This is a genomic window from Vibrio anguillarum (assembly GCF_003390515.1).
Lineage (GTDB): Bacteria > Pseudomonadota > Gammaproteobacteria > Enterobacterales > Vibrionaceae > Vibrio > Vibrio anguillarum.
Window position 1 is genome coordinate 2502180 of sequence record NZ_CP031479.1, and the last position, 23992, is coordinate 2526171.

Consider the following 23992-nt stretch of genomic DNA (forward strand, 5'->3'; position numbering starts at 1 on the left):
GTTTATATTGTTAAAGAGCTTGCTTGGATGCTTATCTAAAAGCATTCAAAGCGGACGAACATTCTAGCGATATAACCTTAAGTGTCAAACACTTTATCGATTATTTCTTTTAAACAAGTGTCCATCTGTTATCAGCAGAAGTAACTAGCACTGCCCTGACAACGAGGCGCATTATAGGTAGTTTAGAGAAGGACACAAGTCTTAAAATGAAACTTTCTCATAAAAACGAACCGACAGCTCACAAAAGAACCAATGAGAGTAATTTTCAAACAAAAAGGGCCATTTCTGGCCCTTTTGAATGTAAATGTTTAGTCTTGATGAGCAATAATTTGGTCATTGCTAACAACTAGCTTAACTTTTTTATCCGGTAGGATTCTTCCTGCCAAGATTTCTTTCGCTAATGGATTTTCAACGCTTTGTTGAATCGCGCGTTTCAATGGTCTTGCTCCGTAAACAGGATCAAACCCAACTTGAGAAATCAGCTCTAACGCTTTTTCAGATACCTCAAGCTGATAACCTTTCTCTTCCATTCGTTTACCAAGACGGGCTAATTGAATAGAAGCGATCGATTTAATTTGTTCTTGCGCCAACGGATGGAATACTACACTTTCATCCACTCGGTTTAAGAACTCTGGTCTAAAATGTTTACCTACAATCTCCATTACCTCTTTTTTAATGCCTTCATAATCCAAGCTTGCGAATTTTTCTTGAATTTGTGAAGACCCTAAGTTTGAGGTCATAATTACCACTGTATTACGAAAATCAACTGTGCGTCCTTGTCCATCAGTTAAGCGCCCATCATCTAATACCTGTAGCAGGATATTAAAGACATCAGGGTGTGCTTTCTCAACTTCATCCAACAAGATAACCGAGTACGGTTTACGACGAATAGCCTCGGTCAAGTAGCCACCCTCTTCGTAGCCCACATAACCTGGAGGCGCGCCGACTAATCGTGCTACTGAGTGTTTTTCCATAAACTCAGACATGTCGATTCGCACCATGGCATCTTCACTATCAAACATAAAGTTTGCGAGTGTTTTACACAATTCAGTTTTACCCACACCAGTTGGCCCTAAGAATAAGAAGGAACCAATCGGTCTATTTGGATCAGATAACCCAGCTCGGCTACGGCGAATCGCATTTGATACCACTTCGACGGCTTCAACTTGTCCGATAACTCGTTGATGCAGCGCATCCTCCATTTGCAGCAGTTTTTCTTTCTCAGCTTCCAGCATTTTAGAAACTGGAATACCAGTTTGCTTTGAAAGCACTTCCGCAATTTCTACATCAGTTACTTTGTTGCGCAGTAAAGTCATCTCTTGCATTTCAGCTTGAGTTGCAAGGTCGAGCTGCTTTTCAAGTTCAGGAATTCGGCCATATTGAAGTTCTGACATACGGTTCAAGTCACCCGCTCTACGTGCGAAATCCATATCCATACGCGCTTGCTCTAATTCGGACTTAATATGCTGAGTACCCGAAAGAGCTGCTTTTTCCGCATTCCAAACTTCTTCCAGCTCGGCAAACTCGCGCTCTTTCACTTTTAACTCTTCGTTTAACACCTGTAAGCGTTTTTCACTCGCTTCATCGTGTTCATTCGTTAGCGCTTGTTGCTCAATTTTCAGCTGAATAATTTTGCGCTCAAGCTTATCTAAAGATTCTGGCTTTGAATCTATTTGCATTCGAATACTTGAAGCGGCTTCATCGATCAAGTCAATCGCTTTATCGGGCAACTGGCGATCAGAAATATAACGGTGCGATAAACTCGCAGCAGCAACAATAGCGGGATCGGTGATCTCCACATGGTGATGGAGCTCATAACGCTCTTTCAAACCACGCAAAATAGCTACTGTGTCTTCTACGCTAGGTTCATCAACCAGTACCTTTTGGAAACGTCGCTCAAGTGCCGGATCTTTCTCTATATATTGACGATACTCGTCTAAAGTGGTCGCACCGACGCAGTGTAGATCTCCTCGAGCCAGAGCGGGCTTAAGCATATTCCCCGCATCCATTGCGCCTTCGCCTCGACCTGCACCGACCATAGTGTGCAACTCATCAATAAAGAGGATGACATTACCCTCTTCTTTCGCTAGCTCGTTAAGCACCGATTTTAAGCGTTCTTCAAATTCACCACGATACTTAGCCCCTGCGACCAAAGACCCCATGTCTAATGACAATACTCGACGGCCACGTAGACCTTCTGGTACTTCATTATTAATAATGCGCTGCGCTAACCCTTCCACAATCGCCGTTTTACCTACACCGGGCTCACCAATAATCACGGGGTTGTTTTTGGTCCGGCGTTGCAATACTTGAATGGTGCGACGAATTTCATCATCACGCCCGATGACAGGATCAAGTTTGCCTTGTTCCGCTCGTTCAGTTAGATCTATTGTGAATTTCTCAAGCGCTTGTCTTAGCTCTTCTGCATTTGGATCATTCACTTTCTGACCTCCACGCACTTTTTCTATTGCTTCAGAAACTTTTTTCTCGGTAAGCCCTATTTCTTTGAGTAATTGACCAAGCGCGCCCTTATCTTCTAGTGCGGCTAGCAAAAATACTTCCGAAGAAATGTAGGAATCTTGCCGTTTTTGCGCGAGTTTATCGCACAAATTGAACATAGTACCCATTGCGCTAGAAAGCTGAACATCACCACCGATGCCGCTAACTTTTGGCAAACGGTCTAATATCTCACTGAGCTTCGAGCGCAACTGCATAACGTCCACACTTAACATAGTAAGAAGTGGACGAATTGGACTGCCATTTTGATCGAGCAATGCCACCATCAAATGAACAGGCTCGATATATTGATGATCACGGCCTAATGCCAATGATTGAGCATCAGAAATGGCAATTTGAAATTTGCTTGTAAATCGATCAAGACGCATACCAACTTTCCTCACCTTAATTGAGAAACTAATCTTACGTAGCTAAAGATGGCTACGTACTAGTGCTTTTTCAAGGGGCAAGTTAGGGAAGATTGATCTTGCGTAAGTTACTCTTCGATCCAAATAAATGAAGCTTGGCGACCTGTGATTCCGTCGCGTCGATAGGAATAAAACTGATGAGGATTATGGAAGGTACAAAGGCCGCTATCTGATATTTCTGAAACACCGCATTGATGCAACCTTAACGTGGCTAACTGTGCAATATTTGCTAGCCATTTTCCATTCTCTTGAAGATAAAATGCGGCCTTTGCCTTGGTATTTTGATCAACAAAGGCATGGTATACATCATCACCGACTTCAAATGCCGTAGGACCGATAGCAGGACCGAGCCAAGCTAGGATATCACTAGAAAATTTGGCGAGCGCATTTTCGAGTATCCCATTAGCTAAACCGCGCCAACCAGCATGAACTGCAGCCACTTCGCTGCCTTGGTGATTAGTGAGTAGAACAGGTAAGCAATCAGCGGTCATTACAGAACAAACCACATTATGCTGATGGGTAAAAACACCATCGGCACTCAGAATCTGCTGAGTAGGTTGAGTAACCTCTAGCACTTGTGTTGAATGCGTTTGTTCAAGCCAAATAGGTTCAGAGGGCATCGCCGCTTGCTGCGTTAGCCATTGGCGATTTTTTTCAACGGATAAAGGATCATCCCCAACATGCATGCCTAAATTCAGCCCTTGATAAGGAGCTAACGAAAAGCCACCGACTCTAGTCGAGGAGAAAGCTTTTACATGTTTAGGTGCATTCCAGTTAGGGATGATCTTCTGCATTAGAACTCGTCTTTTTTATTCAACTTAGTATCTACGCGTAAAGCTTCCGCCATAATGATCATATCGTCAGGTACTGGCGCATGAAATTCTAGCATTTCACCAGTCACAGGATGCTCAAGTCGAAGCATAACGGCATGCAAAGCCTGACGATCAAAACCACGGATCATATCGGTCAGCTCTTGCGTTGCCCCTTTCGGAATGCGAGCGCGGCCACCATAGGCGGTATCCCCAAGCAAAGGATGCTGTAAATATGACATATGCACACGAATTTGGTGAGTACGGCCCGTTTCTAAACGCAAACGAAGTCGCGTATGTTCACGAAAATGCTCGGCCACACGATAGTGAGTTACCGCTGGTTTACCCATCGGGCTTACCGCCATCAATGTACGTTTTGTTGAGTGGCGGCCAATCGGCTTATCGATCATCCCACCAGCAGTCATAGTACCGATCACAATCGCTTCATATTCACGCGTAATCTTACGCTTTTGCAACGCTCGAACTAAGTGTGTTTGTGCAGGAACCGTTTTAGCGACCACCATTAGACCAGTCGTATCTTTATCCAAACGATGCACAATCCCCGCACGAGGTACTTCTGCAATAGCTGGATAGTGGAACAACAGTGCATTTAAGACTGTGCCATCTGGAGTACCCGCGCCTGGATGAACGACAAAATCTCGTGGTTTGTTGATGACCATAATATCGTCATCTTCATACACGATATCTAAAGGTATATCTTGCGCTTCCCAACGCTCTTCATCTTCAAGCTCGGCTTGGACCGTAATGATTTCTCCCCCCATGACTTTCGTTCTTGGTTTAGTGATCACCTCACCATTGACCTGAACTTTGCCTTCTAAAAGCCACTCTTTTAGACGTGAACGAGAGAAATCTGCGAATAATTCAGCGACAGCTTGGTCTAAACGTTGACCTAACTGGCTATCTTTTACTGTATTTGTTAATTCAATCTGCTGAGCCATATCGAACTTTTTTAAAAACCGTGAGACTAATAGCGTCTAGTATGGATAAAATATGGCGTCATTGTATCTGTTACTGCTAAGAAAGTAACGAAACGATTTGTAAAGCGATTACGCACTCAATTAAGAAGCATTAATTCAAGGAAACGACTCCTGTCATGAAACACCACACTTTATCAGGCTTACTCGCATTATCACTGTTATTTGGCTGTTCAAGCAGCGAAGAGATTGTCCCTGATGTGCCGCCTTCTGAATTATACTCAGAAGCGCAAACCTCACTGCAAAGTGGTAACTGGTTAACGGCCATTCAAAAACTTGAGGCGTTAGATTCACGTTATCCCTTCGGCGCGTATTCAGAACAAGTTCAACTTGACCTTATTTACGCTTACTACAAAAACGATGATCTTGCGTTAGGTTTAGCGACCATTGAACGCTTTACCCGTTTGAATCCAACCCATGAAAAAATGGATTGGGTACTCTACATGCGTGGTTTGACGCATATGGCGCAAGATCGCAACTTCATGCATGACCTATTTAATGTCGATCGCGCGGATCGTGATCCAGAACCGGTAAAAGCTGCGTTTGCTGATTTTAAGAAACTGCTGCAACGCTACCCAACAAGCCCTTATGCAGAAGATGCTCATAAACGCTTATTCGCGTTAAAAAATAGGCTGGCTGAATATGACCTTGCCACAGCTGATTTTTACTTACGCCGTGAATCTTGGATTGCGGCCATCAACCGTGCTCAGGAGCTACAAAAAACGTATCCAGACACTGAAGCGGCTCGCAAATCATTACACATTCAGTTGGAAGCGTATAAACAGCTCAAACTGAACGATGCCATTGCCAGAACTCAAAAGTTAATTGCACTCAATCCACAATAGTTTGCAATAAGCTTAGGTACGCCATGAAAACCACTCACGCTTTGAGTGGTTTTTTTATTTGGAGTCGATGGGAATAATAACACGCCAGCAAAAGACGGCTGGAAAATGAGTGGTGCAGGGAAAACTGAAATAAAAAGGGAGGTGTTCAAAACATCGTTAGAATAAAGATCACAAAAAACACTTGAATAAGAAATGAGCAGCGCTCTTTTTAGGCCGCAAAAACACCCTAAAAATGGGAAATTCTTAGCTTGATCTTTTAACCAATCTATCCAGATTGATAGGAATCACAAGCTTTTTCTTTACTCTTTGTCAGCACTCTTTGCGTGAGATCACGTTTAAACTCGCCCTTTGAAATCACATTCAATAAAGTGATCTATATCACATTACTTTAGTGTTAAATCAGTAATCTGAAGTTAACCCATGAGGGATGCAACAGAGGAAAACATCTATGAAAGTAACTATCACTGGTAAAAATATCGACATCACCTCTGCAATCCGCACTCACATTGAGAGCAAATTTAAAAAACTAGAAAAATGGCAAGTGGATATCATAGGATGCCAAGCTAGCTTTAGTGAAGAGCCCAATAAACAAAAAAGATTCGAAGCTATTATCACGGTACCCAAAGGACAATTAGTCGCTTCTGCAACCCACGAAGATCTTTACGCAGCTATCAATGAGGTAGAACAAAAATTAGAACGCCAACTCAACAAACTGCGCCATAAACCGGAAGCTCGTCGTACCGACAAACCGGAAGTAGAAGAAGAAGTTGAATAAAGTTTAATATGATGAAAAATAGCGCTTTCAAGCGCTATTTTTTTGCTTGACGCTCTACGGTTGCTTGCTTATTGTGTCTTTACATTCAAAGAGAAATCACCTTCTTATGCACTTAACCTCACTGTTCTTTTTTGACTTCTTTTTTCTCCAATAACCTTGGAGGCATGGTCGTTGACAGAAGATAAGTCAAAAACGAACAGGAAGCCTCCCACTGGGAGGCTTTTTTACAAGGACATTTTTATGACTGAAAAGCACTATTCACTTGAAGAGATCCGCTTGCGACTGAACGAGCTTGATGATCAACTGCTGAACCTACTGGCAGAGCGTCGAAAGTTCAGCATTGAAGTCGCTAAAAGCAAAGTGGAAACCGCAAAACCAGTGAGAGATGCAATACGTGAACAGCAACTTTTAGTCAAATTGATTAATACTGGTAAAGAAAAATACAATTTAGATGCTCAGTACATTACTAAACTATTTCATACCATCATTGAAGACTCCGTCTTGCTACAGCAAGCATACTTGCAGAATCTAGCCAATCCGCAACTAAGCCGTAAACCGCTCGCAAGGGTTGCTTTTTTAGGTGCTAAAGGTTCTTACTCCCATCTTGCAACTCGTGAGTACTTCAGTCGTAAAAATACAGAGTTGATCGAACTCAATTGCGATCAGTTTAAAGAAGTCACTAAAACAGTTGAATCAGGTCATGCTGACTATGGGGTATTGCCGATTGAAAATACCAGTTCAGGTTCAATTAACGAAGTGTATGATTTGCTGCAACATACTACCTTGTACATTGTCGGTGAGCTCACTTTACCGATTGAGCACTGCTTGGTCGCCACCTCTGAATTACGTTTGGAAGAGCTTAAAATCCTTTATTCACACCCACAGCCCCACCAGCAGTGCAGCGAATTTTTAAGCCGCCTAAAAGGCGTTACACTTGAAACCTGTGCGAGCACCGCTGATGCGATGCAAAAAGTACAGCAGCTTAATCGCAACGATGTTGCCGCAATTGGCAATGCTTCTAGCGGTAAACTGTATGGCTTACAATCGATCAAATCTAATATCGCCAATCAAACAGAAAACCAGACTCGCTTTATTGTTGTTGCGCGAAAACCCGTGGAAGTCTCTACTCAAATTCCAGCGAAGACGACATTAATCATGTCGACATCACAACAAGCTGGTTCACTTGTTGAAAGCTTGTTAGTGCTGCAACGCTACGGCATCAATATGACCAAATTGGAATCGAGACCTATTATGGGTAATCCTTGGGAAGAAATGTTCTATGTTGATCTTGAATCACATCTTGATTCCATTGAAATGCAGCAAGCATTGAATGAGCTAACAAAAATCACTAAGCATTTAAAAGTATTAGGTTGCTACCCAAGCGAAAATGTTAAACCGACCCAAGTAAAACTTCAATAATCACATTTAAGTCAAATATTTGACAGAAGTCAGCTGACAGCAATCAACATAGTTCATATAATGCCCAATCATTTCACACATAATTAATCACTATGTTTTGGGCTGTCAGCCTACTTTGAATTCACGGAATATATTCCGCACGTCATAAGATATCTGTGACACTTTCATTGTGAACGATGCCCTTTTCCAATAAATAAGGTTCATCTACTTATATCATGATGAAAATCCATCCTTTGGCTTTAATGCTATTTCTGCTAGGCATTTCAGCGCACATTCGAAGCTCAGAGCTCAATATTTATTTGTGGGAAGACACTATGTCACCGCAAATCGTTGATCAATGGCGGCAAAGTAGCGGCATCGATATTAATCTATATCATTTTGATAATGACGATGAACGCAGTCTATTGATGGTCAAAAGTGTCCAGCTACCTTTTGATATTGTAGTGTTAGATAACGTATCAGCTCTTATCTACTCTCGGCTCAACACCTTTGAAGATCTGAGTGCTCTACCGAATAGAAAGCATAATGATACGAAATGGAATCAAGCGTGCGGTAGCCACGCCATTCCCTACTTTTGGGGAACCGTAGGCATCGTCTACAAAAAAAGTAAATTTCCAGCCAAACCCAAAAACTGGGCTGATCTCATCGACATGCCACCAGCACTCCAAGGCCATGTGGGGATGCTTCACGATACAGTTGAAACCCTGTTGCCAGCATTGTATGCCCAACAACAATCGCCAATTACAAATAACGATAATGCACTGAAACAGGCTTATCAAAAGATGCTATCCGTGAATCGCAATATCTTAACCTATGAATATATATTGAGTTACGTCCGAAGCCATCCTGACAGTGATGGCTTAGATATGGCACTCGCATACAGCGGTGACCAATTTTCATTGAATAAGTATTTTGGCAGCAATGATTGGGATTTTGTCACCCCGCAAGGCCGACCCTATATTTGGGTTGATTGTTTAGCCATCAACAGCAATTCAAAAAATAAAGAACATGCAAAAGAGTTTATAAACCACTTATTGAGCCCAGAAGTTGCCGCAATAAATGCAAAAGATATTAAAGCTGCGACACCAAACTTAAGTGCCCTAAATTTAATGCCAGATAGTTACCGAAATGATGCATCATTATTTCCAAACCCAGCTTTGTTAGAGCAAGGCATTATTGATAGCGAATTGCTCCCTGCCGATATTAGTTTGAGAGCAAAAATCATTAACAGTATTTTGGAACAACATGAAGCTCAACAATAGAATTCTGTTGCTGATAACACCGGTTATTCTTCTCAGTGCAGTGGCATCTAGTTACATTATCTACTCCAATCAGAAAGATGCTTTGCTGAAAAGAGAAGAAAGCTATCTTCAACTGAGTATGGAAAAACTCGCGGGTCACTTTCGTCAAACCCAATACCTGGTGAATAGCTACGCTTACACCCTCACGAAAAGCGATATCATTCGTCACTACGTTGCACATGAGCGCAACCCTTATCGAGAGTTAGAACTGGTTGATAACTTTCAGCAAACATTGGACATTCTCCAATCACAAGAGAATAATTTCATTGCGTTATCGATTTTGGATGGCAGCAAAAATGTTCTTTATTATGCCGAAAATAGTGGTGACCCCTTCGCTAAAATCGATACAAAAATTCTCAACCACATACAAGACACTTTCGATAGCACACAGAAAACCTCTTATGTTGACTATACGACAAATTCCAGCGGTGAAGGTATTCTAGTTCGGTATGATGTTTTAGATACTCAAACACTTACGACACCGCTTAGCTATAACCGCGATAAAATTTTCTTTGTTGTTGTTTTCGTCGTACTAGAACCCTTTAATCGACTGATGAAGAAAATAGAATTTGATAACCGAAGTACCATTTTCTTCACTGACGTAGCGGATATTAAAAAGGTAGGATTAACGCAAACTGTTGAATTAAAATCAGATCTTTATGCCACGCTTGATCCTGCACAGTATCTAATTAACGACAAACTTTATGCCATTAAAAAACGGTTAGCGTTGTCGTTTGGAATATCGACTCTAGTGACTGTGTTGCTGCTTTTGTATTTATTATACCGGCATGTAATCAAGCCCATATCCCAATTAGATCAACAATTGAAAGAAGTAGAGAATAAGCAGCGTGACAATATCGAAACTCTCAAGAGTAACGATGAAATTGGCCGGCTATCCTCTCGTTTTTACGATATGTATCAGGAGCTTGATACCACATATAAGAAAACAAAAGCACTTGCCGAGTACGACCACTTAACAAAACTTGCCAATCGCCACCACTTTCAACAATCGGTAGAAAGAGTGCTAGCAAAAGCAAGACACACAGATAACATCTGGGTTTTGTATATTGATTTAGATAATTTCAAATACGTCAATGATAAATATGGACATCAGATTGGTGATGTATTGTTAGTCAATTTTGCACAACATATCGGCTCATTGCGCAACTTTTCCTTTGAAAAGTATCAAGTTAAAAGTTTAGCTGCTCGACTCTCTGGGGATGAGTTCTCAATTTTTATCTCTGCCCCTAGTACTTTTAAACAAGCCGCAAGCGAATTTGCAAGCCAGTTACTGGCTCCACTACAAAATCAGCACAATTCACCACTCGGGAACTTCCCAATCACAGCAAGTATCGGCATAGCCACCTACCCAACCGATGGCTATACCTTAGAAAAATTATTATCTAATGCTGATACGGCCATGTATCAAGCAAAAAATGCCGGGAAGAACCAAATAGCTTACTACTCGCCAGAGCTCAATAAGGGTGTTCAGCGCAGAGCCAACATTGAGCAAGCATTACGCCGAGGGGATTTTGATCAGGAATTTAGCTTGGTCTATCAACCTTATTTAAATCGTGCTGGCAATACAGTCTCAGGATTTGAAGTTTTACTTCGTTGGGAATCCAACCTGCTCGGTACGATTTCACCAAAAGAATTTATTCCGATAGCCGAACAAACCGGGTTATTTGGCAACATTGATCGCTGGGTCGTCCGTTCAGCTTTCGAGGAGTTCCATGCACTGCAAGCGATGTTTGAACACCCTGTTCAGTTATCGATTAACCTTTCATCAGCAGAATTAAACTCTTTACAGTTAGCTCATTACATTCATAAACATGCGCAGGAGAATGCAGTTCCTCCCCATTTGATTGATTTTGAAATTACAGAAACTTTTTCTGCCAATTCAAAAGGTTTTCCACTGCTTCACGAACTATCGCATTTAGGCTACGGATTGGCGATTGATGATTTCGGTTCTGGTTACACCTCCATTACTCAATTGGTGCAATATCCAGTACAAAAAATTAAGTTCGATCGGCTTTTTTTAGATACACTCATCACCACTGACAATCACAAGATCATTAAGCCTTTGATCGAACTTTGCCACTCTCAATCAATGCAAGTCACAGCTGAAGGGATTGAAAGTAAAGAGATGCATAATTGGCTTGCTGATTACCAATGTGATTTCATGCAAGGCTATTATTTTGCCAAACCAATGCCATTAAATGCGTTGGTTTCATGGTATCAACAACAAAAAGAGTTAAACGCTGTTTATGAAAAATGTGATCATTGCCTCTCTTAACCCGGCCAAAATCAATGCAGTCAAAAGTGCATTTGAAAGTACCTTTCCGCAGGATACTTTCTCATTTAAAGGGGTGAGTGTGCCCAGTGGTGTCGCGGATCAACCGATGACAGATGAAGAAACCCATCAAGGCGCACTTAACCGAGTACGAAATGCGAAAGAGCAAGATCCCACGGCAGATTATTACGTCGGGTTAGAAGCGGGCATTGAGAATACAGTGACTTTTGCGTGGATGGTGATTGAATCCGCCACTCATCGAGGAGAATCGCGTTCAGCCAGCTTAATGCTACCACCTCAAGTATTGAAGCTGTTAAGCCATGAAAATGAGCTAGGCGATGTGATGGATAAACTGTTTGACTGCCAAAATATCAAACAGAAAGGTGGGGCGATCAGCCTGCTCACTCATAACCAACTCACTCGCAGCTCGGTCTACCATCAAGCATTGATCCTCGCGTTAATCCCTTTTATCAACCCAGAGCATTTCCCTGCTAATTTATAAAAGGTTGGCAAACTCAAGGAACCCTTAAGACACCTTGAGTAGCAGAGCGGCTAATTGCGACTTTTCTTGTTCTGATTTACTTTTGAGCTCATTTGAGCCACGCGTAATGGTCGCAATTCCTACTCCGAGCAATTGGCTAATCTGCCGCTGTGATAACTCCCCTTTAAGTAGCTCACATAAGATGTTCGCACGCGCCACGAGCGCATCTCGCTCATCTGGGGTCATCATCATGGTGAGTAGCATTGCGTGCTGCTCTTGCTCTGTGGCTGATTTAACCAATTCCATTAGCTGCTGCCAATCAGTGTACTCAGGTTGGTGTGGCATGAATGTACTCGCAAAGTGATACGTTCCGCTATTGTAGAACTTTCACTTCGTATTGGAATTAATATTTTGTATTGAGCTCATCTTGGTTGAGAAATTCACCTTCAATCCCCATCAAATCTCGATAGTAAGTCTCAAACATCAAAATATTTTGCACATACCCGCGGGTTTCCCGAAAAGGGATCGCTTCAATAAAAGCGTAAGCATCTAACTTGCCTTGTGTTTTCTCTCGCCATTGATTGACGCGATTTGGCCCAGCGTTATAGGCAGCAAATGCAAAAATTCGATTGTCGCCGTATTGCTCTAATAATCCATTTAAATAATGGCTGCCTATTTCGATATTTTTGCCCACCTCATATAACTCTTGCTCATCGTTATAGGTCAGCTGATATTTTTTAGCCGTATACTTAGCCGTGCTCGGCATAATCTGCATGATACCGCGAGCGCCAACGGGCGATTGAGCCTCAACATCCATTCCACTTTCTTGACGAGCAAGTGACATCAGCATAATTGGGTCAATGTCGTGTTTTTGGCCATAGAAGTTAAACCACCATTGATGGGCTAATGGAAAACGCAATTGCATGTTGTCCCACATCCGCGCCGAAATAGAGGCTGTCACAGTTAAACTATACCAACGTTGGGAGTCGGCGTAGGCTGCTAGCATCTCTTTTTCTTTTGTATCTGCACGATCGAGTAACCATTTCCATTCACTTTTTGCAGCCGCGATTTTATCTCGTTCAATCAACTCTTGGATCCGTACTAAGGCTTTTTTATACGGCGTCAATAAATTGGGATTAAGCTTAATCGATGTACTGGGATAATTTACTGACTGTTTCACCATATTAGCGGCCGCGACACTGTAGAAATTACGTTGCCCAATCATCGCATTTAAACGTTGTAATCCTTTGGCTTCATCACCCAACGCAATATCAGCGCGCCCAAGCCAATATTGCCAACGTAAGCTGGCTTTTTCATCAGCGGGGAGCTGCTCTGTCCAGAATTTCACTTCATCCCAACGACCAACGGTCAGTGCCTTGCGGATCCTCTGCTCGAGCAAAAGACTGTTTGAGCTTTGCGCTATCACACTATCTCGCCAGTTTGCGAGTGCTTGCTCCTCGGTATCAAGCAATATTCTGGCTATATATTCTGCAATAGGACGCTGATAAGCATCCGACAGTATTTTCTGATCGAGAAGAGTTTGGTACACACTTTGCGCAAGCTTTGCATCTTGGCGTGCTAGCTTTTCTAACGCAAATTGAATCGACTGCTGATTAAACGTGCCATCGGTGTATTGTTTAGCAAAAGTCAACACATTTTCTGGCGAGCGGTAGAGATCGATCATCGCTTGCGCTGTCGCCTGTGATTTTGGCTTAACTAATTTTTTCTGTAAGTATTTCATTAGCGTTAAATTACGCCCATCAAACGCCAATAACATTCGTTTAAGCAACCAGTCATCGGTTAACCCGCCTTGCTCACTCCATGCGGTGAAGAGTGGATCACAGGCGTCAGAAATGCTACTGCCACTGAGCCATAATTTTTGTGCGCCTTTGAACGCAATATCTCGCTGGCCTGTTTGGTAATGCGCATTGTAGTAATGACAGCGATAAGGCTCATCATTCGGCTCCGCTTTTTGAAAATCAAGCAAGGTGGCCCATTTTCCTTTCGCCGCCAACGCATCTAAATACGGTGCTCGAATGCGGTTTGAAAACGGGAAATCTTGATGTGTATCGATAAAAACCTGAACCGCTAATGGCGGTTTATTACCAATATCGACCAGCAGAGATCGATAATCCAGATAAGGCGTCAATGGATAGTTTTTGATCTTATTTCTAATTTTTTTAGCTTCATCAACTTTATCTTCATCAAGCCACCTCTGAGCTTGATCATACAGCTCTCGTTGACTATCCAAGTCCTCTATTGCGCCTGAAAACGCGGTGCCGCACACCAAGGAGCTCAACGCTAATATTGATGATAACAATCGCTGCGGTCTTATAAAATGCATGAGCGCCATGTGCTCTCGTCCTATCCAAAGCAAGGGAATTTCCGTTTCATTACGCTGATTCTAGATAAAAAAGTAAAGGCCATAGATGTAAATAATATTAAATTCATAAAAGTGCGACATATGAACTTAGTAACTTAATGTTTCGTTACTTTTTTATCGATGAAAAACACCATCTAAGCTCTAAAAATTAGGTACCTAGTAACAAATGCGATCGCTTTGGTATAAAATGACCACTTTCTTCTGTTACTAAGATTAGGAACAATCGGCAATGGCTGAATACGTATATACCATGTCGCGGGTGAGTAAAATTGTCCCGCCTAAGCGTCAAATTCTCAAAGACATCTCTCTGAGCTTTTTCCCTGGAGCTAAAATCGGTGTTTTAGGTCTCAATGGTTCAGGTAAATCCACCCTGTTACGTATCATGGCTGGCATCGATACTGATATTGATGGGGAAGCACGCCCGCAAGCAGGATTGAAAGTCGGCTACTTGCCTCAAGAACCAGTACTGGATGAATCAAAAACCGTGCGTGAAGTGGTGGAAGAGGCCGTTTCTGATGTGGCTGGCGCACTAACTCGCCTCGATGCTGTTTATGCGGCATATGCAGAACCCGACGCCGATTTTGATGCGTTAGCCAAAGAGCAAGGTGAGCTCGAGGCTCTGATTCAGGCCAAAGATGGCCATAATTTAGAGAACGCTTTAGAACGTGCGGCCAATGCACTTCGTCTACCAGAATGGGATGCTAAAATTGCCGTTTTGTCTGGTGGTGAGCGCCGCCGTGTGGCGATCTGCCGTTTGCTACTTGAAAAGCCAGACATGCTGCTGCTTGACGAACCAACCAACCACTTAGATGCGGAATCTGTTGCTTGGCTAGAGCACTTCCTTGTCGACTATTCAGGCACAGTCGTCGCCATCACCCACGACCGTTACTTCCTTGATAATGCTGCTGGTTGGATTTTAGAACTTGACCGCGGCGAAGGCATTCCTTGGCAAGGTAACTACACCTCGTGGCTCGAACAGAAAGATGAACGCTTAAAGCAAGAATCATCTCAAGAGAGTGCTCGTCAAAAAACGATTGAAAAAGAGCTGGAATGGGTTCGTAAAAACCCGAAAGGCCGCCAAGCAAAATCCAAAGCACGTATGGCACGCTTTGAAGAACTTAATAATACTGAACATCAAAAACGTAATGAAACCAACGAACTCTTCATTCCGCCGGGCGAACGTTTAGGTGATAAAGTATTGGAAGTTCGTAACTTAACCAAATCGTTTGGTGATCGCGTACTGATTGATAATTTGTCATTTAGCATGCCGAAAGGAGCGATTGTCGGCATCATCGGTGCTAACGGTGCGGGTAAATCAACGCTGTTTAAAATGCTAAGTGGCGTAGAGCAACCAGATTCTGGTGAAATTGAATTGGGTGCAACCGTGAAATTAGCCTCGGTTGATCAGTTCCGTGACAGCATGAACGACAAAAATACCGTCTTCCAAGAGATCTCTGAAGGGGCGGATATTATCAAGATCAACAATTTTGAAATTCCTGCGCGTGCTTACTGCTCTCGCTTTAACTTCAAAGGCGTCGATCAACAAAAAGTGCTCGGTCAGCTATCGGGTGGTGAGCGCAACCGTGTTCACTTAGCCAAATTGCTTAAAGCTGGCGGCAACGTCCTATTACTCGACGAACCAACCAACGATCTGGATGTTGAAACGCTACGCGCATTGGAAGAAGCGCTGCTGGAATTCCCAGGTTGCGCCATGGTTATCTCGCACGACCGTTGGTTCCTAGACCGTATTGCGACCCACATTCTGGACTACCGTGATGAAGGTGAAGTGAAATTCTATGAAGGCAACTACAGCGAATACACTGAGTGGTTAAAACAGACGTTGGGCGCTCAAGCGGCTGAACCACACCGCATTAAATACAAGCGTATGACCAAATAACTCTGTATTTGAAGTCTTTGGCCGCAATCTATTGCGGCCTTTTTGTTACTTGTACATCACGCATCACACAACAAGATGCAGGATTCGCGACACTGCCTTCAATTAGGTCTAAACTTAATGGGTATAATTTTTCAATGATCGATACAGAGCCGAAGCTGGCACAGGTCAACGCTCAACAAGAGAGAGTACCATGATTGAAAGACGTCGCTTTTCACGCATCATCTATCAGATGCCTGCCACCTTATTGCAAGGTAAATATACCATCACCACAACGATTCAAGATTTGTCGCTGCATGGGCTATTGCTCTCATGCCCTGACGCGGACAAATTAGTGCTCAATGAAATGGCACAAGTCCATTTCACACTACCAGACAGCGATGTCACTATTAATCTAGTCGCCAAGTTGATCCACATTCAAAACAACATTATTCGTGTCAGCATCAATCACATTGATATTGAAAGTATTGGCCATTTGAAACGTTTAGTTGAATTAAACATGGGTGATGAAAGTTTGCTCCATCGCGAACTGGAATACTTGTCTGATTTAGGGGATGAACCGGAAGAATGAGCGGCGGCCGTATTCACAACAACCGCACTCGCCGTTCAGACAGCCTTAAACACGATGAATGGCATCGTTCGCTTGTTTTAACAGGTTTTGACTTTCAAGCATAAATTGTTGTGAATAACTGCCAAACCAATCACTCACTTTGCTAAAGTTTTCCACAAAAGCTTGCTTCTCACGCCCGTCAAGTAAGGTTAACGCCTCACCAAAACAAGCATGAAAACGTTTTATCATCTCAACGTTCTCTTCCGATGAGAAAATGATATCGCCATACAAGTGAGGGTCTTGACCAAAAAGCCGTCCAACCATCGCCAGCTCTAAACGATAAATCGGTGAACTCAGCTGCAGTAATTTTTGGATATTCGGATTTTCTTTAGAAAGATGTAAACCGTATACAAACGAAGTGAAGTGACGCAGTGCTTGGATCAAGGTCATGCCGTGATCGTGTTCTGCGGCATCAATCTGGCACAAACTCGCTCCCCATATCGAAAACTGTTTTAGCAACCACTGATAACTCTCTTCTCCTCGCCCATCGCAATAGACGATCACTTGCTTGGCCATACTAGGGACATCTGGACCAAACATTGGGTGTAATCCAACCACTGGGCCAGAGTGTGTTTTAAGCATCGCCTGTAGCGGCTTAGACTTAATCGATGTGAGGTCGCACAAAATACAATCGGCAGGCAAATGAGCAAGTTTTTCAATCACACCGACGGTTAAGTGAATAGGAACCGTCACTACAACCAAACCGGCATCATGCAGTATCTCATCGGCTTGATGCCAATCTTTACTGCCTAATACTTTCACCTGATAGCCCGACAGTTTGAACATACGGCCAAATAAACCACCAAGTTGACCATGACCGCCAATAATCACCACAGAGCGCAGCTCTGGGTTTAAGCACTTAAAGCCAGAATCCTTTTCACTGGCATAAGATTCACGCATAGTACGGCGCAAAATATCTTCAATCAGTTGTGGCGGGACGCCTTTTCTTTCCGCTTCAGCGCGGCGAGAAGCCAGCATCGCCGCTTCTCGATCGGGAGCATAAATCGGTAGACCATGTCGGCTCTTGACTTCCCCCACCTTTTCAACCAAAGCTAATCGGCGTGCAAGCAGCTCGACCATTTGTTTATCGACAGCATCAATTTGATCACGTAATTCGTTAAGTTCAACAGCCATGGCACTTCCCTTTATTCACCTTTTTTTAGGCGATTTTCTAAGAACGGAACGAGCTCTTGATGAGCATGTCGTAATAGTGCCTCAGTTGATGGCCAATTAATACAGGCATCCGTAATCGATACACCGTATTCCATTTCGTTGCGAGGAAGGTCAGAAGATTGATTACCTTCATTGAGGTGGCTTTCAATCATCAAGCCAATAATAGACTGATTTCCTTCACGAATTTGATGAATCACATCTTCAGCGACTAACGGCTGACGACGGTAATCTTTACGTGAATTAGCATGGCTGCAATCCACCATTAACGAGGCATCCAATTTATGTTTTGCCATCTCTTGCTCACACTCGGTGACCGACACTGAATCGTAGTTGGTTTGCTTACCGCCACGTAAAATGACATGCCCATTTGGGTTGCCTTGAGTGGTAAGTAAGGCCACTTGCCCTTCACTATTAATGCCCATAAAGCGGTGGCTGGATGATGCCGCTTGCATCGCATTGATTGCCGTTGCTAAATTGCCATCGGTGCCGTTTTTAAACCCAATCGGCATCGACAAACCACTGGCCATTTCTCGGTGTGTTTGGGATTCCGTAGTGCGTGCACCAATCGCAGCCCAACTGAATGTATCGGCTAAATATTGAGGGCTGATCGGATCAAGCGCTTCGGTCGCCAGAGGGATCTCCATCTCCGCTAGCTCAACTAACAATTGACGACCAACGTGTAAACCATGTTCGATATCAAAACTGCCATCAAGATGAGGATCGTTAATCAGCCCTTTCCAGCCAACCGTTGTACGCGGCTTTTCAAAGTAAACACGCATGACAATGTACAGTTGATCACTCAACTGCTCTGAGAGTGATTTCAAGTGCTTTGCGTACTCTTTTGCCGCATCAATATCATGAATAGAGCAAGGACCGCACACCACCAGTAAACGGTGATCTTTTTTATGGATAATATTGGCAATTGTCTGACGAGAGTGTTGAATGAACTGGCGAGCTTGATGACTGAGCGGCAGCTTAGCTTTTAATTGTTCCGGAGTGATCAGCACTTGCTCATCACTGATGTTAATATTACTTAGTTCACTTTTTTGCATCTCATCACCTGTAATTATTTGTTTACAAAAAATCTTATTGCATACCTAAACACCAATGAAGGACAAATTAACAGGCTTTAAAAACATTTCAAGTGTAAATTTAAAAAAACATTATGTGTAAAAATAAAATTACATACGTATTTATCTTCTATTAAAGCAAAAAATATAAGCTGACGCGTATTTTATTCTCTCTATCTCACCTAAAATAGTGAGGATGAATCGTAAATCATACCCAAAGAGATTGGTGTTACAGTCTGGCCATCCGTACATAAATCCTAATGTATATAGAAAACTCTACGCTTAGGAAAATGAACAAAGCCAATACCACTGTAGCTTCAAGTGAAAAGGGGATCACCAAACCAACGGGTTTTTGACATGGATTTAATTCTTTCCTTACTGCAACAGATGTGTGTTTACCTCGTTCTCGCTTATATGTTGAGCAAAACACCCATTTTCTTGCCGCTGCTTAACATTTCCAGTCGAATTAGCCACAAAATCAGTACCTATGTTTTGTTTTCCCTCTTTTGCATCATGGGCACCTATTTTGGTTTGCAGATCAACGATGCGATTGCCAATACGAGGGCGATAGGTGCCGTTATGGGTGGGTTATTTGGTGGCCCCATTGTGGGGTTTGCGGTTGGATTTACTGGCGGTATGCATCGCTACACTTTAGGCGGTTTTACCGATGTGGCATGCGCTATTTCAACCACTGCAGAAGGGTTGATTGGTGGATTGCTGCACACCTATTTACTGAGAAAGGGCAAAGGGCGACTCCTGTTTAGCCCCAGCATTGTCTTTGCCGTAACACTGTTTGCTGAGATAGTGCAAATGTTGGTAATTTTGTTAGTCGCTAAACCGTTTGTTGATGCATACGCCTTAGTCTCGACCATCGCCGCGCCCATGATCATCGCTAACTCAGTCGGCGCGGCGCTATTCATGAGCATTTTACAAGACAGAAAAACCATTTTTGAAGAGTATTCCGCCACCTTTTCTCGTCGCGCACTGAATATTGCTGAGCGTTCAGTTGGCATTTTGGCCAACGGTTTTAATCCACACAATGCAGGTAAAGTCGCTCGAATTGTTTACGAAATGACCAATGTTGGCGCGGTATCCATCACCGATAGAGAAAAAATACTCGCGTTTATCGGTATCGGTGATGACCACCACAAACCCAATACGCCTATCTCTTCACAAAGTACACTGGATGCGATCACCAAAAACCGCATTATTTACCTCGACGGAAAAGATTCCCCTTATCAATGCTCACTCTCTAAAAACTGCAAACTCGGTTCAGCGTTAATCATTCCACTTCGAGCAGGTGATCGCGTAATTGGAACCATAAAGCTGTACGAGCCGAAGCGTAAACTTTTTTCAACCATTAACATGTCAATGGCGGAAGGGATTGCACAATTACTGTCGAGCCAAATTCTGTACGGCGAATACCAACAAAAGCAGATGCTGCTTTCTCGCGCCGAGATCAAACTGCTGCATGCTCAAGTCAACCCCCACTTTCTGTTTAATGCGCTCAATACCATTAGTGCCATCACCCGCCGTGATCCCGACAAAGCGCGAGAACTTATCCAGCATCTTTCGCACTTCTTTCGTAGTAACCTCAAACAAAATATTGAGACAGTGACTCTTAAAGAAGAATTAGCACATGTCAAAGCCTACTTAACCATAGAACAAGCGCGTTTTGCCGATCGCCTTGAAGTGGATATTGCCATCGATGATGCATTACTGCTTGAGCGCAATGTACCCAGTTTTACTCTACAGCCACTGGTAGAAAATGCGATAAAGCACGGCACCTCTAACTTGTTAGAAGGCGGACGGGTACGAATCTACAGCCAAGCGCAAACGGAAGGATACAAAATTGTAGTGGAAGATAATGCGGGCAGTTACCAAGCTCCGAATGAAGATTACGATGGTTTAGGCATGCAAATTGTCAATAAACGCTTAACTAATAAATTTGGCGAACAAGCCGCACTAAAAACGGAAGTATTGGCTAATCAATACACACGAATGAGCTTTCTCATTCCTCATCAAGGATTTAACTAAGGGAATAACATGCTATCGGCACTGGTTATTGATGACGAACTGCTCGCTCGGGAAGAACTGACTGAGCTACTAGAAGAGACGGGCGATGTTGATGTGATTGGTCACGCCAGTAATGCGATCGAAGGGTTAAAAAAAATCAATCAGCTAAAGCCAGACGTGGTGTTTCTCGACATCCAAATGCCACAAGTTACTGGCATTGAGCTGCTAGGGATGCTTGACCCAGATACGATGCCCAATGTGGTGTTTGTCACCGCTTATGATCAGTATGCGCTGCAAGCGTTTGAGGAAAATGCGTTTGATTATCTACTCAAGCCAGTTGACCCTGAGCGCTTAAAGAAAACGCTGCAACGTTTAGTTCGCCAAGGGCACAAAAAGCAGGATTTTTCGATTTTATCACCAGCAGGGTTAGATCAAGTTCCCTGCATTGGATTAAATAGAATTGTGATCATTGCCACCAAAGATGTCGAGTTTGCTTTGAGCGACATCAGTGGTGTTCATGTGCAAACCCATTTACAACGAGCCACCAGCCAATTAACGCTCAAAATTTTGGAAGAAAGAACGCAACTGGTTCGTTGTCACCGCCAGTATTTAATCAATACTAGGGCCATTAAAGAGATCAAATTATTGGACAATGGGCTGGCGGAAATCATCACCCTTAGTGATCACAAAGTGCCCGTCAGCCGACGTTATCTAAAAAATTTAAAAGAAGTTCTGGGTTTTCACTAACCGCAACGAATAGAAAATAACGGCGCTGAAGCTTTCACGCACAGCGCCATTTTTTTACTCACCAAGCAGTCGTTTCATCGCTTCTGAAGCTTGCTTCCACTGTTCAGTACTTTGCAGTTGAGGAAGATTAAAAGCACGACGTTTGAGTAGAGACTCAGCCGCTGGCACATCCAAAATCGGCAAATTATCCAATACTTCAATTTGAGCTGCGCGTTGATTGCACACTAAAATCATGTCACATCCAGCGGCTAGCGATTGATGCGAGCGCTCGGCTGGCCCGCCCATGACAGATGCCCCTTCCATTGTTAAATCATCAGAAAAGACTAATCCTTTGAACCCTAACTGCTGGCGAAGTACTTGCTTCAACCAAAACGCAGAGCCGCTGGCAGGTTGATCATCATAGTGAGGATAAATCACATGTGCAGGCATCATGGCATCGAGCACTCCGGCTTCAATCTGCGCTTTGAATATTGCCATGTCCTCTTCCATCACCGTGCTGCGCTCATCATAGGGCGTCTCAAGATGCGAGTCAGCGATTACCCCGCCGTGACCGGGAAAGTGTTTACCTGTTGTTGCCATGCCAGCCTCTTTCATACCTTGCATATAGGCTGAACTGTGGCGAATGATGCTCTGTACATCATCACCAAAAGCACGATTACCAATCGCTTTACACGCATGATCTTTATCCAATACAGGAGCAAAGCTGAGATCAATATCATGAGCAATCAACTCCGCCGCCATCAGCCAGCCACCTTGGCGAGCTAATGCTTCACCATTATTCTGCTTGGCATACTGCTGCGCGGCAGGGATCAGCGAAAACCCATCACGAAAACGCTGTACTCGCCCACCTTCTTGATCGACACCAATTAAAATCGGACGTTTTGCTGCATGGCGAATCGCTTTATTAAGCGCAAGCAACTGCGCGTTATCGTGATAATTACGCGCAAAAAGAATGACCCCGCCGACAGTGGGATGCTCAAGAATCTCTTTGTCTTCAGCGCTCAATTCACAGCCTGCCACATCTAGCCACAACGGTCCCATGCTCACTCCAAAAATTTACTTAAACAGTTAATTTAACGAGGTTATTCGCTTTGAATTTCTATTACAATGATTTTGTTTTCGAGTTGAAGGAGAAGCGAATGAAGAGCATTGAACGCTACATTGGTGTGATGTCTGGCACAAGCATGGATGGTGTCGATACAGCGCTGGTCGAAATGGATGGCAACCAAATTCGTTTATTGGCTCACGCTGATTTCCCAATGCCAGAAGATCTCAAACAGCGTTTGCTGAATGTCTGTATTGGGCAATCAACCAATGTGCAAGAGATTGGCGAGTTAGACCACTTGCTCGGTCATCTGTTTGCTGATGCAGTCATCGCTTTACTGGCTCAATCAGGCTATCAAGCGTGCGATATTCGCGCGATTGGCTGCCATGGCCAAACGGTTTTTCATCAACCCAACGGTAATACGCCTTTTACGATGCAACTCGGTGATGCCAATATCATCAGCAGCAAAACTGGCATCGACACAGTGGCTGATTTTCGTCGCAAAGATATGGCGCTCGGCGGCCAAGGAGCTCCATTAGTCCCTGCATTTCACGACACCATTTTCAAATCAACCGATTCGAGCGTTGTAGTACTCAATATTGGCGGCATCGCTAATATTTCGGTACTGCGGCCGCAGCAAAAAGTATTAGGCTACGATACGGGCCCGGGCAATATGTTGATGGATGCGTGGTGCTTTGAACAGACAGGCCATAAGTTTGATGATAATGGCATGTGGGCGAGATCGGGAAAGGTACACCAACCACTACTCGAACGTCTCAATCAAGAGCCGTACCTTGCGTTGAATGCACCGAAAAGTACAGGTCGCGAGCTGTTTAATCTCCCTTGGCTTCAGCAGATATTGGCTGAGTTTTCGTTAGCAGCAGAAGATGTGCAACGTACACTCTGTGAATACACAGCACTCACCATCGCCACGCAAGTCGCACACTACCAATGTGGGCCAGCGCCGGAATTGCTGCTGTGTGGGGGCGGTGCCCGTAACCCGCTATTGGTTGAACGTTTGCAGGCCCATTTAGCACACTGGCGCATCATGCCCACCAGCGATAAAGGGGTGGATAGTGACTACATGGAAGCGATGGCTTTTGCTTGGCTTGCTCAACGTCGTCTGCATAATTTACCCAGCAATCTACCAGAAGTAACCGGAGCAAGCGCTCTCGCTTCGTTGGGTGTGGTCTATTTTACTCATTAATAAGT

Annotated in this window: 19 protein-coding genes and 1 other annotated feature; of the genes, 11 read left to right on the plus strand and 8 right to left on the minus strand. The window is 43.5% G+C overall.

Features of this window, described 5'->3' with window-relative positions; genetic code table 11:
• Positions 1–308 precede the first annotated feature (308 nt).
• The 3 genes from clpB to rluD form a co-directional block, all read right to left on the minus strand.
• Entirely contained in the window at positions 309–2885 is a 2577-nt protein-coding gene (clpB, locus tag DD616_RS14600) for an ATP-dependent chaperone ClpB (RefSeq protein ID WP_026027339.1), read from the minus strand.
• A gap of 107 nt (positions 2886–2992) precedes the next feature.
• Positions 2993–3718 (minus strand): peptidoglycan editing factor PgeF, encoded by a 726-nt coding sequence (pgeF, locus tag DD616_RS14605; protein WP_208871850.1) that lies wholly within the window; start codon positions 3716–3718, stop codon positions 2993–2995.
• Positions 3718–4692: a 23S rRNA pseudouridine(1911/1915/1917) synthase RluD gene (rluD, locus tag DD616_RS14610; RefSeq protein WP_208871851.1), complete on the minus strand. Its 975-nt coding sequence runs from the start codon at positions 4690–4692 to the stop codon at positions 3718–3720. Before rluD ends, pgeF begins: the two co-directional genes overlap by 1 nt.
• Before the next feature lie 155 nt (positions 4693–4847).
• Between rluD and bamD the strand changes: the two genes are divergently transcribed.
• The 6 genes from bamD to yjjX all read left to right on the plus strand — a co-directional run bounded on the left by bamD (position 4848) and on the right by yjjX (position 11863).
• A complete protein-coding gene (gene bamD, locus DD616_RS14615) occupies positions 4848–5573 on the plus strand; it encodes an outer membrane protein assembly factor BamD (protein ID WP_013857531.1) in 726 nt (241 codons plus the stop codon).
• A 448-nt stretch (positions 5574–6021) separates the two neighbouring features.
• A complete protein-coding gene (hpf, locus tag DD616_RS14620) occupies positions 6022–6348 on the plus strand; it encodes a ribosome hibernation-promoting factor, HPF/YfiA family (RefSeq protein ID WP_026027341.1) in 327 nt (108 codons plus the stop codon).
• 109 nt (positions 6349–6457) lie between these two features.
• Positions 6458–6576: a sequence feature (Phe leader region), on the plus strand.
• A gap of 12 nt (positions 6577–6588) precedes the next feature.
• Positions 6589–7767, plus strand: a complete 1179-nt coding sequence (gene pheA, locus DD616_RS14625) for a prephenate dehydratase (protein ID WP_026028348.1) — start codon at positions 6589–6591, stop codon at positions 7765–7767.
• Positions 7768–7982: 215 nt separating this feature from the next.
• The gene (locus DD616_RS14630) at positions 7983–9029 is read left to right on the plus strand and encodes a polyamine ABC transporter substrate-binding protein (protein WP_017042910.1); all 1047 of its coding nucleotides are present in this window, start codon (positions 7983–7985) and stop codon (positions 9027–9029) included.
• Positions 9013–11364 carry a putative bifunctional diguanylate cyclase/phosphodiesterase gene (locus DD616_RS14635; protein WP_094128678.1) on the plus strand — a complete coding sequence of 784 codons (2352 nt, stop codon included), beginning with the start codon at positions 9013–9015 and terminating at the stop codon, positions 11362–11364. Before DD616_RS14630 ends, DD616_RS14635 begins: the two co-directional genes overlap by 17 nt.
• Positions 11336–11863, plus strand: coding sequence for an inosine/xanthosine triphosphatase (gene yjjX / locus DD616_RS14640; protein WP_208871852.1), 528 nt, complete (start codon positions 11336–11338; stop codon positions 11861–11863). The genes DD616_RS14635 and yjjX overlap by 29 nt, the downstream gene beginning before the upstream one ends.
• A 24-nt stretch (positions 11864–11887) precedes the next feature.
• Here yjjX and trpR read toward each other — a convergent pair whose 3' ends face one another.
• A complete protein-coding gene (gene trpR / locus DD616_RS14645) occupies positions 11888–12187 on the minus strand; it encodes a trp operon repressor (RefSeq protein ID WP_013857539.1) in 300 nt (99 codons plus the stop codon).
• A gap of 58 nt (positions 12188–12245) precedes the next feature.
• Positions 12246–14195 (minus strand): transglycosylase SLT domain-containing protein, encoded by a 1950-nt coding sequence (locus tag DD616_RS14650; RefSeq protein ID WP_208871853.1) that lies wholly within the window; start codon positions 14193–14195, stop codon positions 12246–12248.
• Between the two features lie 259 nt (positions 14196–14454).
• On the opposite strand from DD616_RS14650, the gene ettA reads away from it, so the two are divergent.
• Positions 14455–16122, plus strand: a complete 1668-nt coding sequence (ettA, locus tag DD616_RS14655) for an energy-dependent translational throttle protein EttA (RefSeq protein ID WP_010319161.1) — start codon at positions 14455–14457, stop codon at positions 16120–16122.
• Positions 16123–16312: 190 nt separating this feature from the next.
• Positions 16313–16690 (plus strand): PilZ domain-containing protein, encoded by a 378-nt coding sequence (locus DD616_RS14660; protein ID WP_208871854.1) that lies wholly within the window; start codon positions 16313–16315, stop codon positions 16688–16690.
• A gap of 45 nt (positions 16691–16735) precedes the next feature.
• Here the strand turns inward: DD616_RS14660 and tyrA are convergent, their stop codons facing one another.
• Together tyrA and DD616_RS14670 are read right to left on the minus strand one after the other, a co-directional pair.
• Complete coding sequence (tyrA, locus tag DD616_RS14665; protein ID WP_017043283.1) at positions 16736–17863, minus strand: bifunctional chorismate mutase/prephenate dehydrogenase; 1128 nt, start codon at positions 17861–17863, stop codon at positions 16736–16738.
• Between the two features lie 11 nt (positions 17864–17874).
• Positions 17875–18954, minus strand: coding sequence for a 3-deoxy-7-phosphoheptulonate synthase (locus DD616_RS14670; protein WP_208871855.1), 1080 nt, complete (start codon positions 18952–18954; stop codon positions 17875–17877).
• A 375-nt stretch (positions 18955–19329) separates the two neighbouring features.
• Between DD616_RS14670 and DD616_RS14675 the strand changes: the two genes are divergently transcribed.
• Positions 19330–21009: a sensor histidine kinase gene (locus DD616_RS14675; RefSeq protein ID WP_026027451.1), complete on the plus strand. Its 1680-nt coding sequence runs from the start codon at positions 19330–19332 to the stop codon at positions 21007–21009.
• Positions 21010–21018: 9 nt separating this feature from the next.
• Entirely contained in the window at positions 21019–21735 is a 717-nt protein-coding gene (gene btsR / locus DD616_RS14680) for a two-component system response regulator BtsR (RefSeq protein ID WP_208871856.1), read from the plus strand.
• Between the two features lie 54 nt (positions 21736–21789).
• Here btsR and nagZ read toward each other — a convergent pair whose 3' ends face one another.
• The gene (nagZ, locus tag DD616_RS14685; RefSeq protein ID WP_208871857.1) at positions 21790–22776 is read right to left on the minus strand and encodes a beta-N-acetylhexosaminidase; all 987 of its coding nucleotides are present in this window, start codon (positions 22774–22776) and stop codon (positions 21790–21792) included.
• Positions 22777–22874: 98 nt separating this feature from the next.
• On the opposite strand from nagZ, the gene DD616_RS14690 reads away from it, so the two are divergent.
• Positions 22875–23987, plus strand: coding sequence for an anhydro-N-acetylmuramic acid kinase (locus tag DD616_RS14690; protein WP_026028077.1), 1113 nt, complete (start codon positions 22875–22877; stop codon positions 23985–23987).
• Positions 23988–23992 lie beyond the last annotated feature (5 nt).

Excerpts from the sequence above, each read along its gene's own strand:
- bamD (WP_013857531.1), top strand. The coding sequence starts at position 4,848 with ATGAAACACCACACTTTATCAGGCTTACTCGCATTATCACTGTTATTT.
- DD616_RS14630 (WP_017042910.1), top strand. The coding sequence starts at position 7,983 with ATGATGAAAATCCATCCTTTGGCTTTAATGCTATTTCTGCTAGGCATT.
- DD616_RS14670 (WP_208871855.1), bottom strand. The coding sequence starts at position 18,954 with ATGCAAAAAAGTGAACTAAGTAATATTAACATCAGTGATGAGCAAGTG.
- DD616_RS14635 (WP_094128678.1), top strand. The coding sequence starts at position 9,013 with ATGAAGCTCAACAATAGAATTCTGTTGCTGATAACACCGGTTATTCTT.
- nagZ (WP_208871857.1), bottom strand. The coding sequence starts at position 22,776 with ATGGGACCGTTGTGGCTAGATGTGGCAGGCTGTGAATTGAGCGCTGAA.
- clpB (WP_026027339.1), bottom strand. The coding sequence starts at position 2,885 with ATGCGTCTTGATCGATTTACAAGCAAATTTCAAATTGCCATTTCTGAT.
- DD616_RS14675 (WP_026027451.1), top strand. The coding sequence starts at position 19,330 with ATGGATTTAATTCTTTCCTTACTGCAACAGATGTGTGTTTACCTCGTT.
- btsR (WP_208871856.1), top strand. The coding sequence starts at position 21,019 with ATGCTATCGGCACTGGTTATTGATGACGAACTGCTCGCTCGGGAAGAA.
- DD616_RS14650 (WP_208871853.1), bottom strand. The coding sequence starts at position 14,195 with ATGGCGCTCATGCATTTTATAAGACCGCAGCGATTGTTATCATCAATA.
- tyrA (WP_017043283.1), bottom strand. The coding sequence starts at position 17,863 with ATGGCTGTTGAACTTAACGAATTACGTGATCAAATTGATGCTGTCGAT.
- DD616_RS14690 (WP_026028077.1), top strand. The coding sequence starts at position 22,875 with ATGAAGAGCATTGAACGCTACATTGGTGTGATGTCTGGCACAAGCATG.
- yjjX (WP_208871852.1), top strand. The coding sequence starts at position 11,336 with ATGAAAAATGTGATCATTGCCTCTCTTAACCCGGCCAAAATCAATGCA.
- trpR (WP_013857539.1), bottom strand. The coding sequence starts at position 12,187 with ATGCCACACCAACCTGAGTACACTGATTGGCAGCAGCTAATGGAATTG.
- rluD (WP_208871851.1), bottom strand. The coding sequence starts at position 4,692 with ATGGCTCAGCAGATTGAATTAACAAATACAGTAAAAGATAGCCAGTTA.
- pheA (WP_026028348.1), top strand. The coding sequence starts at position 6,589 with ATGACTGAAAAGCACTATTCACTTGAAGAGATCCGCTTGCGACTGAAC.
- ettA (WP_010319161.1), top strand. The coding sequence starts at position 14,455 with ATGGCTGAATACGTATATACCATGTCGCGGGTGAGTAAAATTGTCCCG.
- DD616_RS14660 (WP_208871854.1), top strand. The coding sequence starts at position 16,313 with ATGATTGAAAGACGTCGCTTTTCACGCATCATCTATCAGATGCCTGCC.
- pgeF (WP_208871850.1), bottom strand. The coding sequence starts at position 3,718 with ATGCAGAAGATCATCCCTAACTGGAATGCACCTAAACATGTAAAAGCT.
- hpf (WP_026027341.1), top strand. The coding sequence starts at position 6,022 with ATGAAAGTAACTATCACTGGTAAAAATATCGACATCACCTCTGCAATC.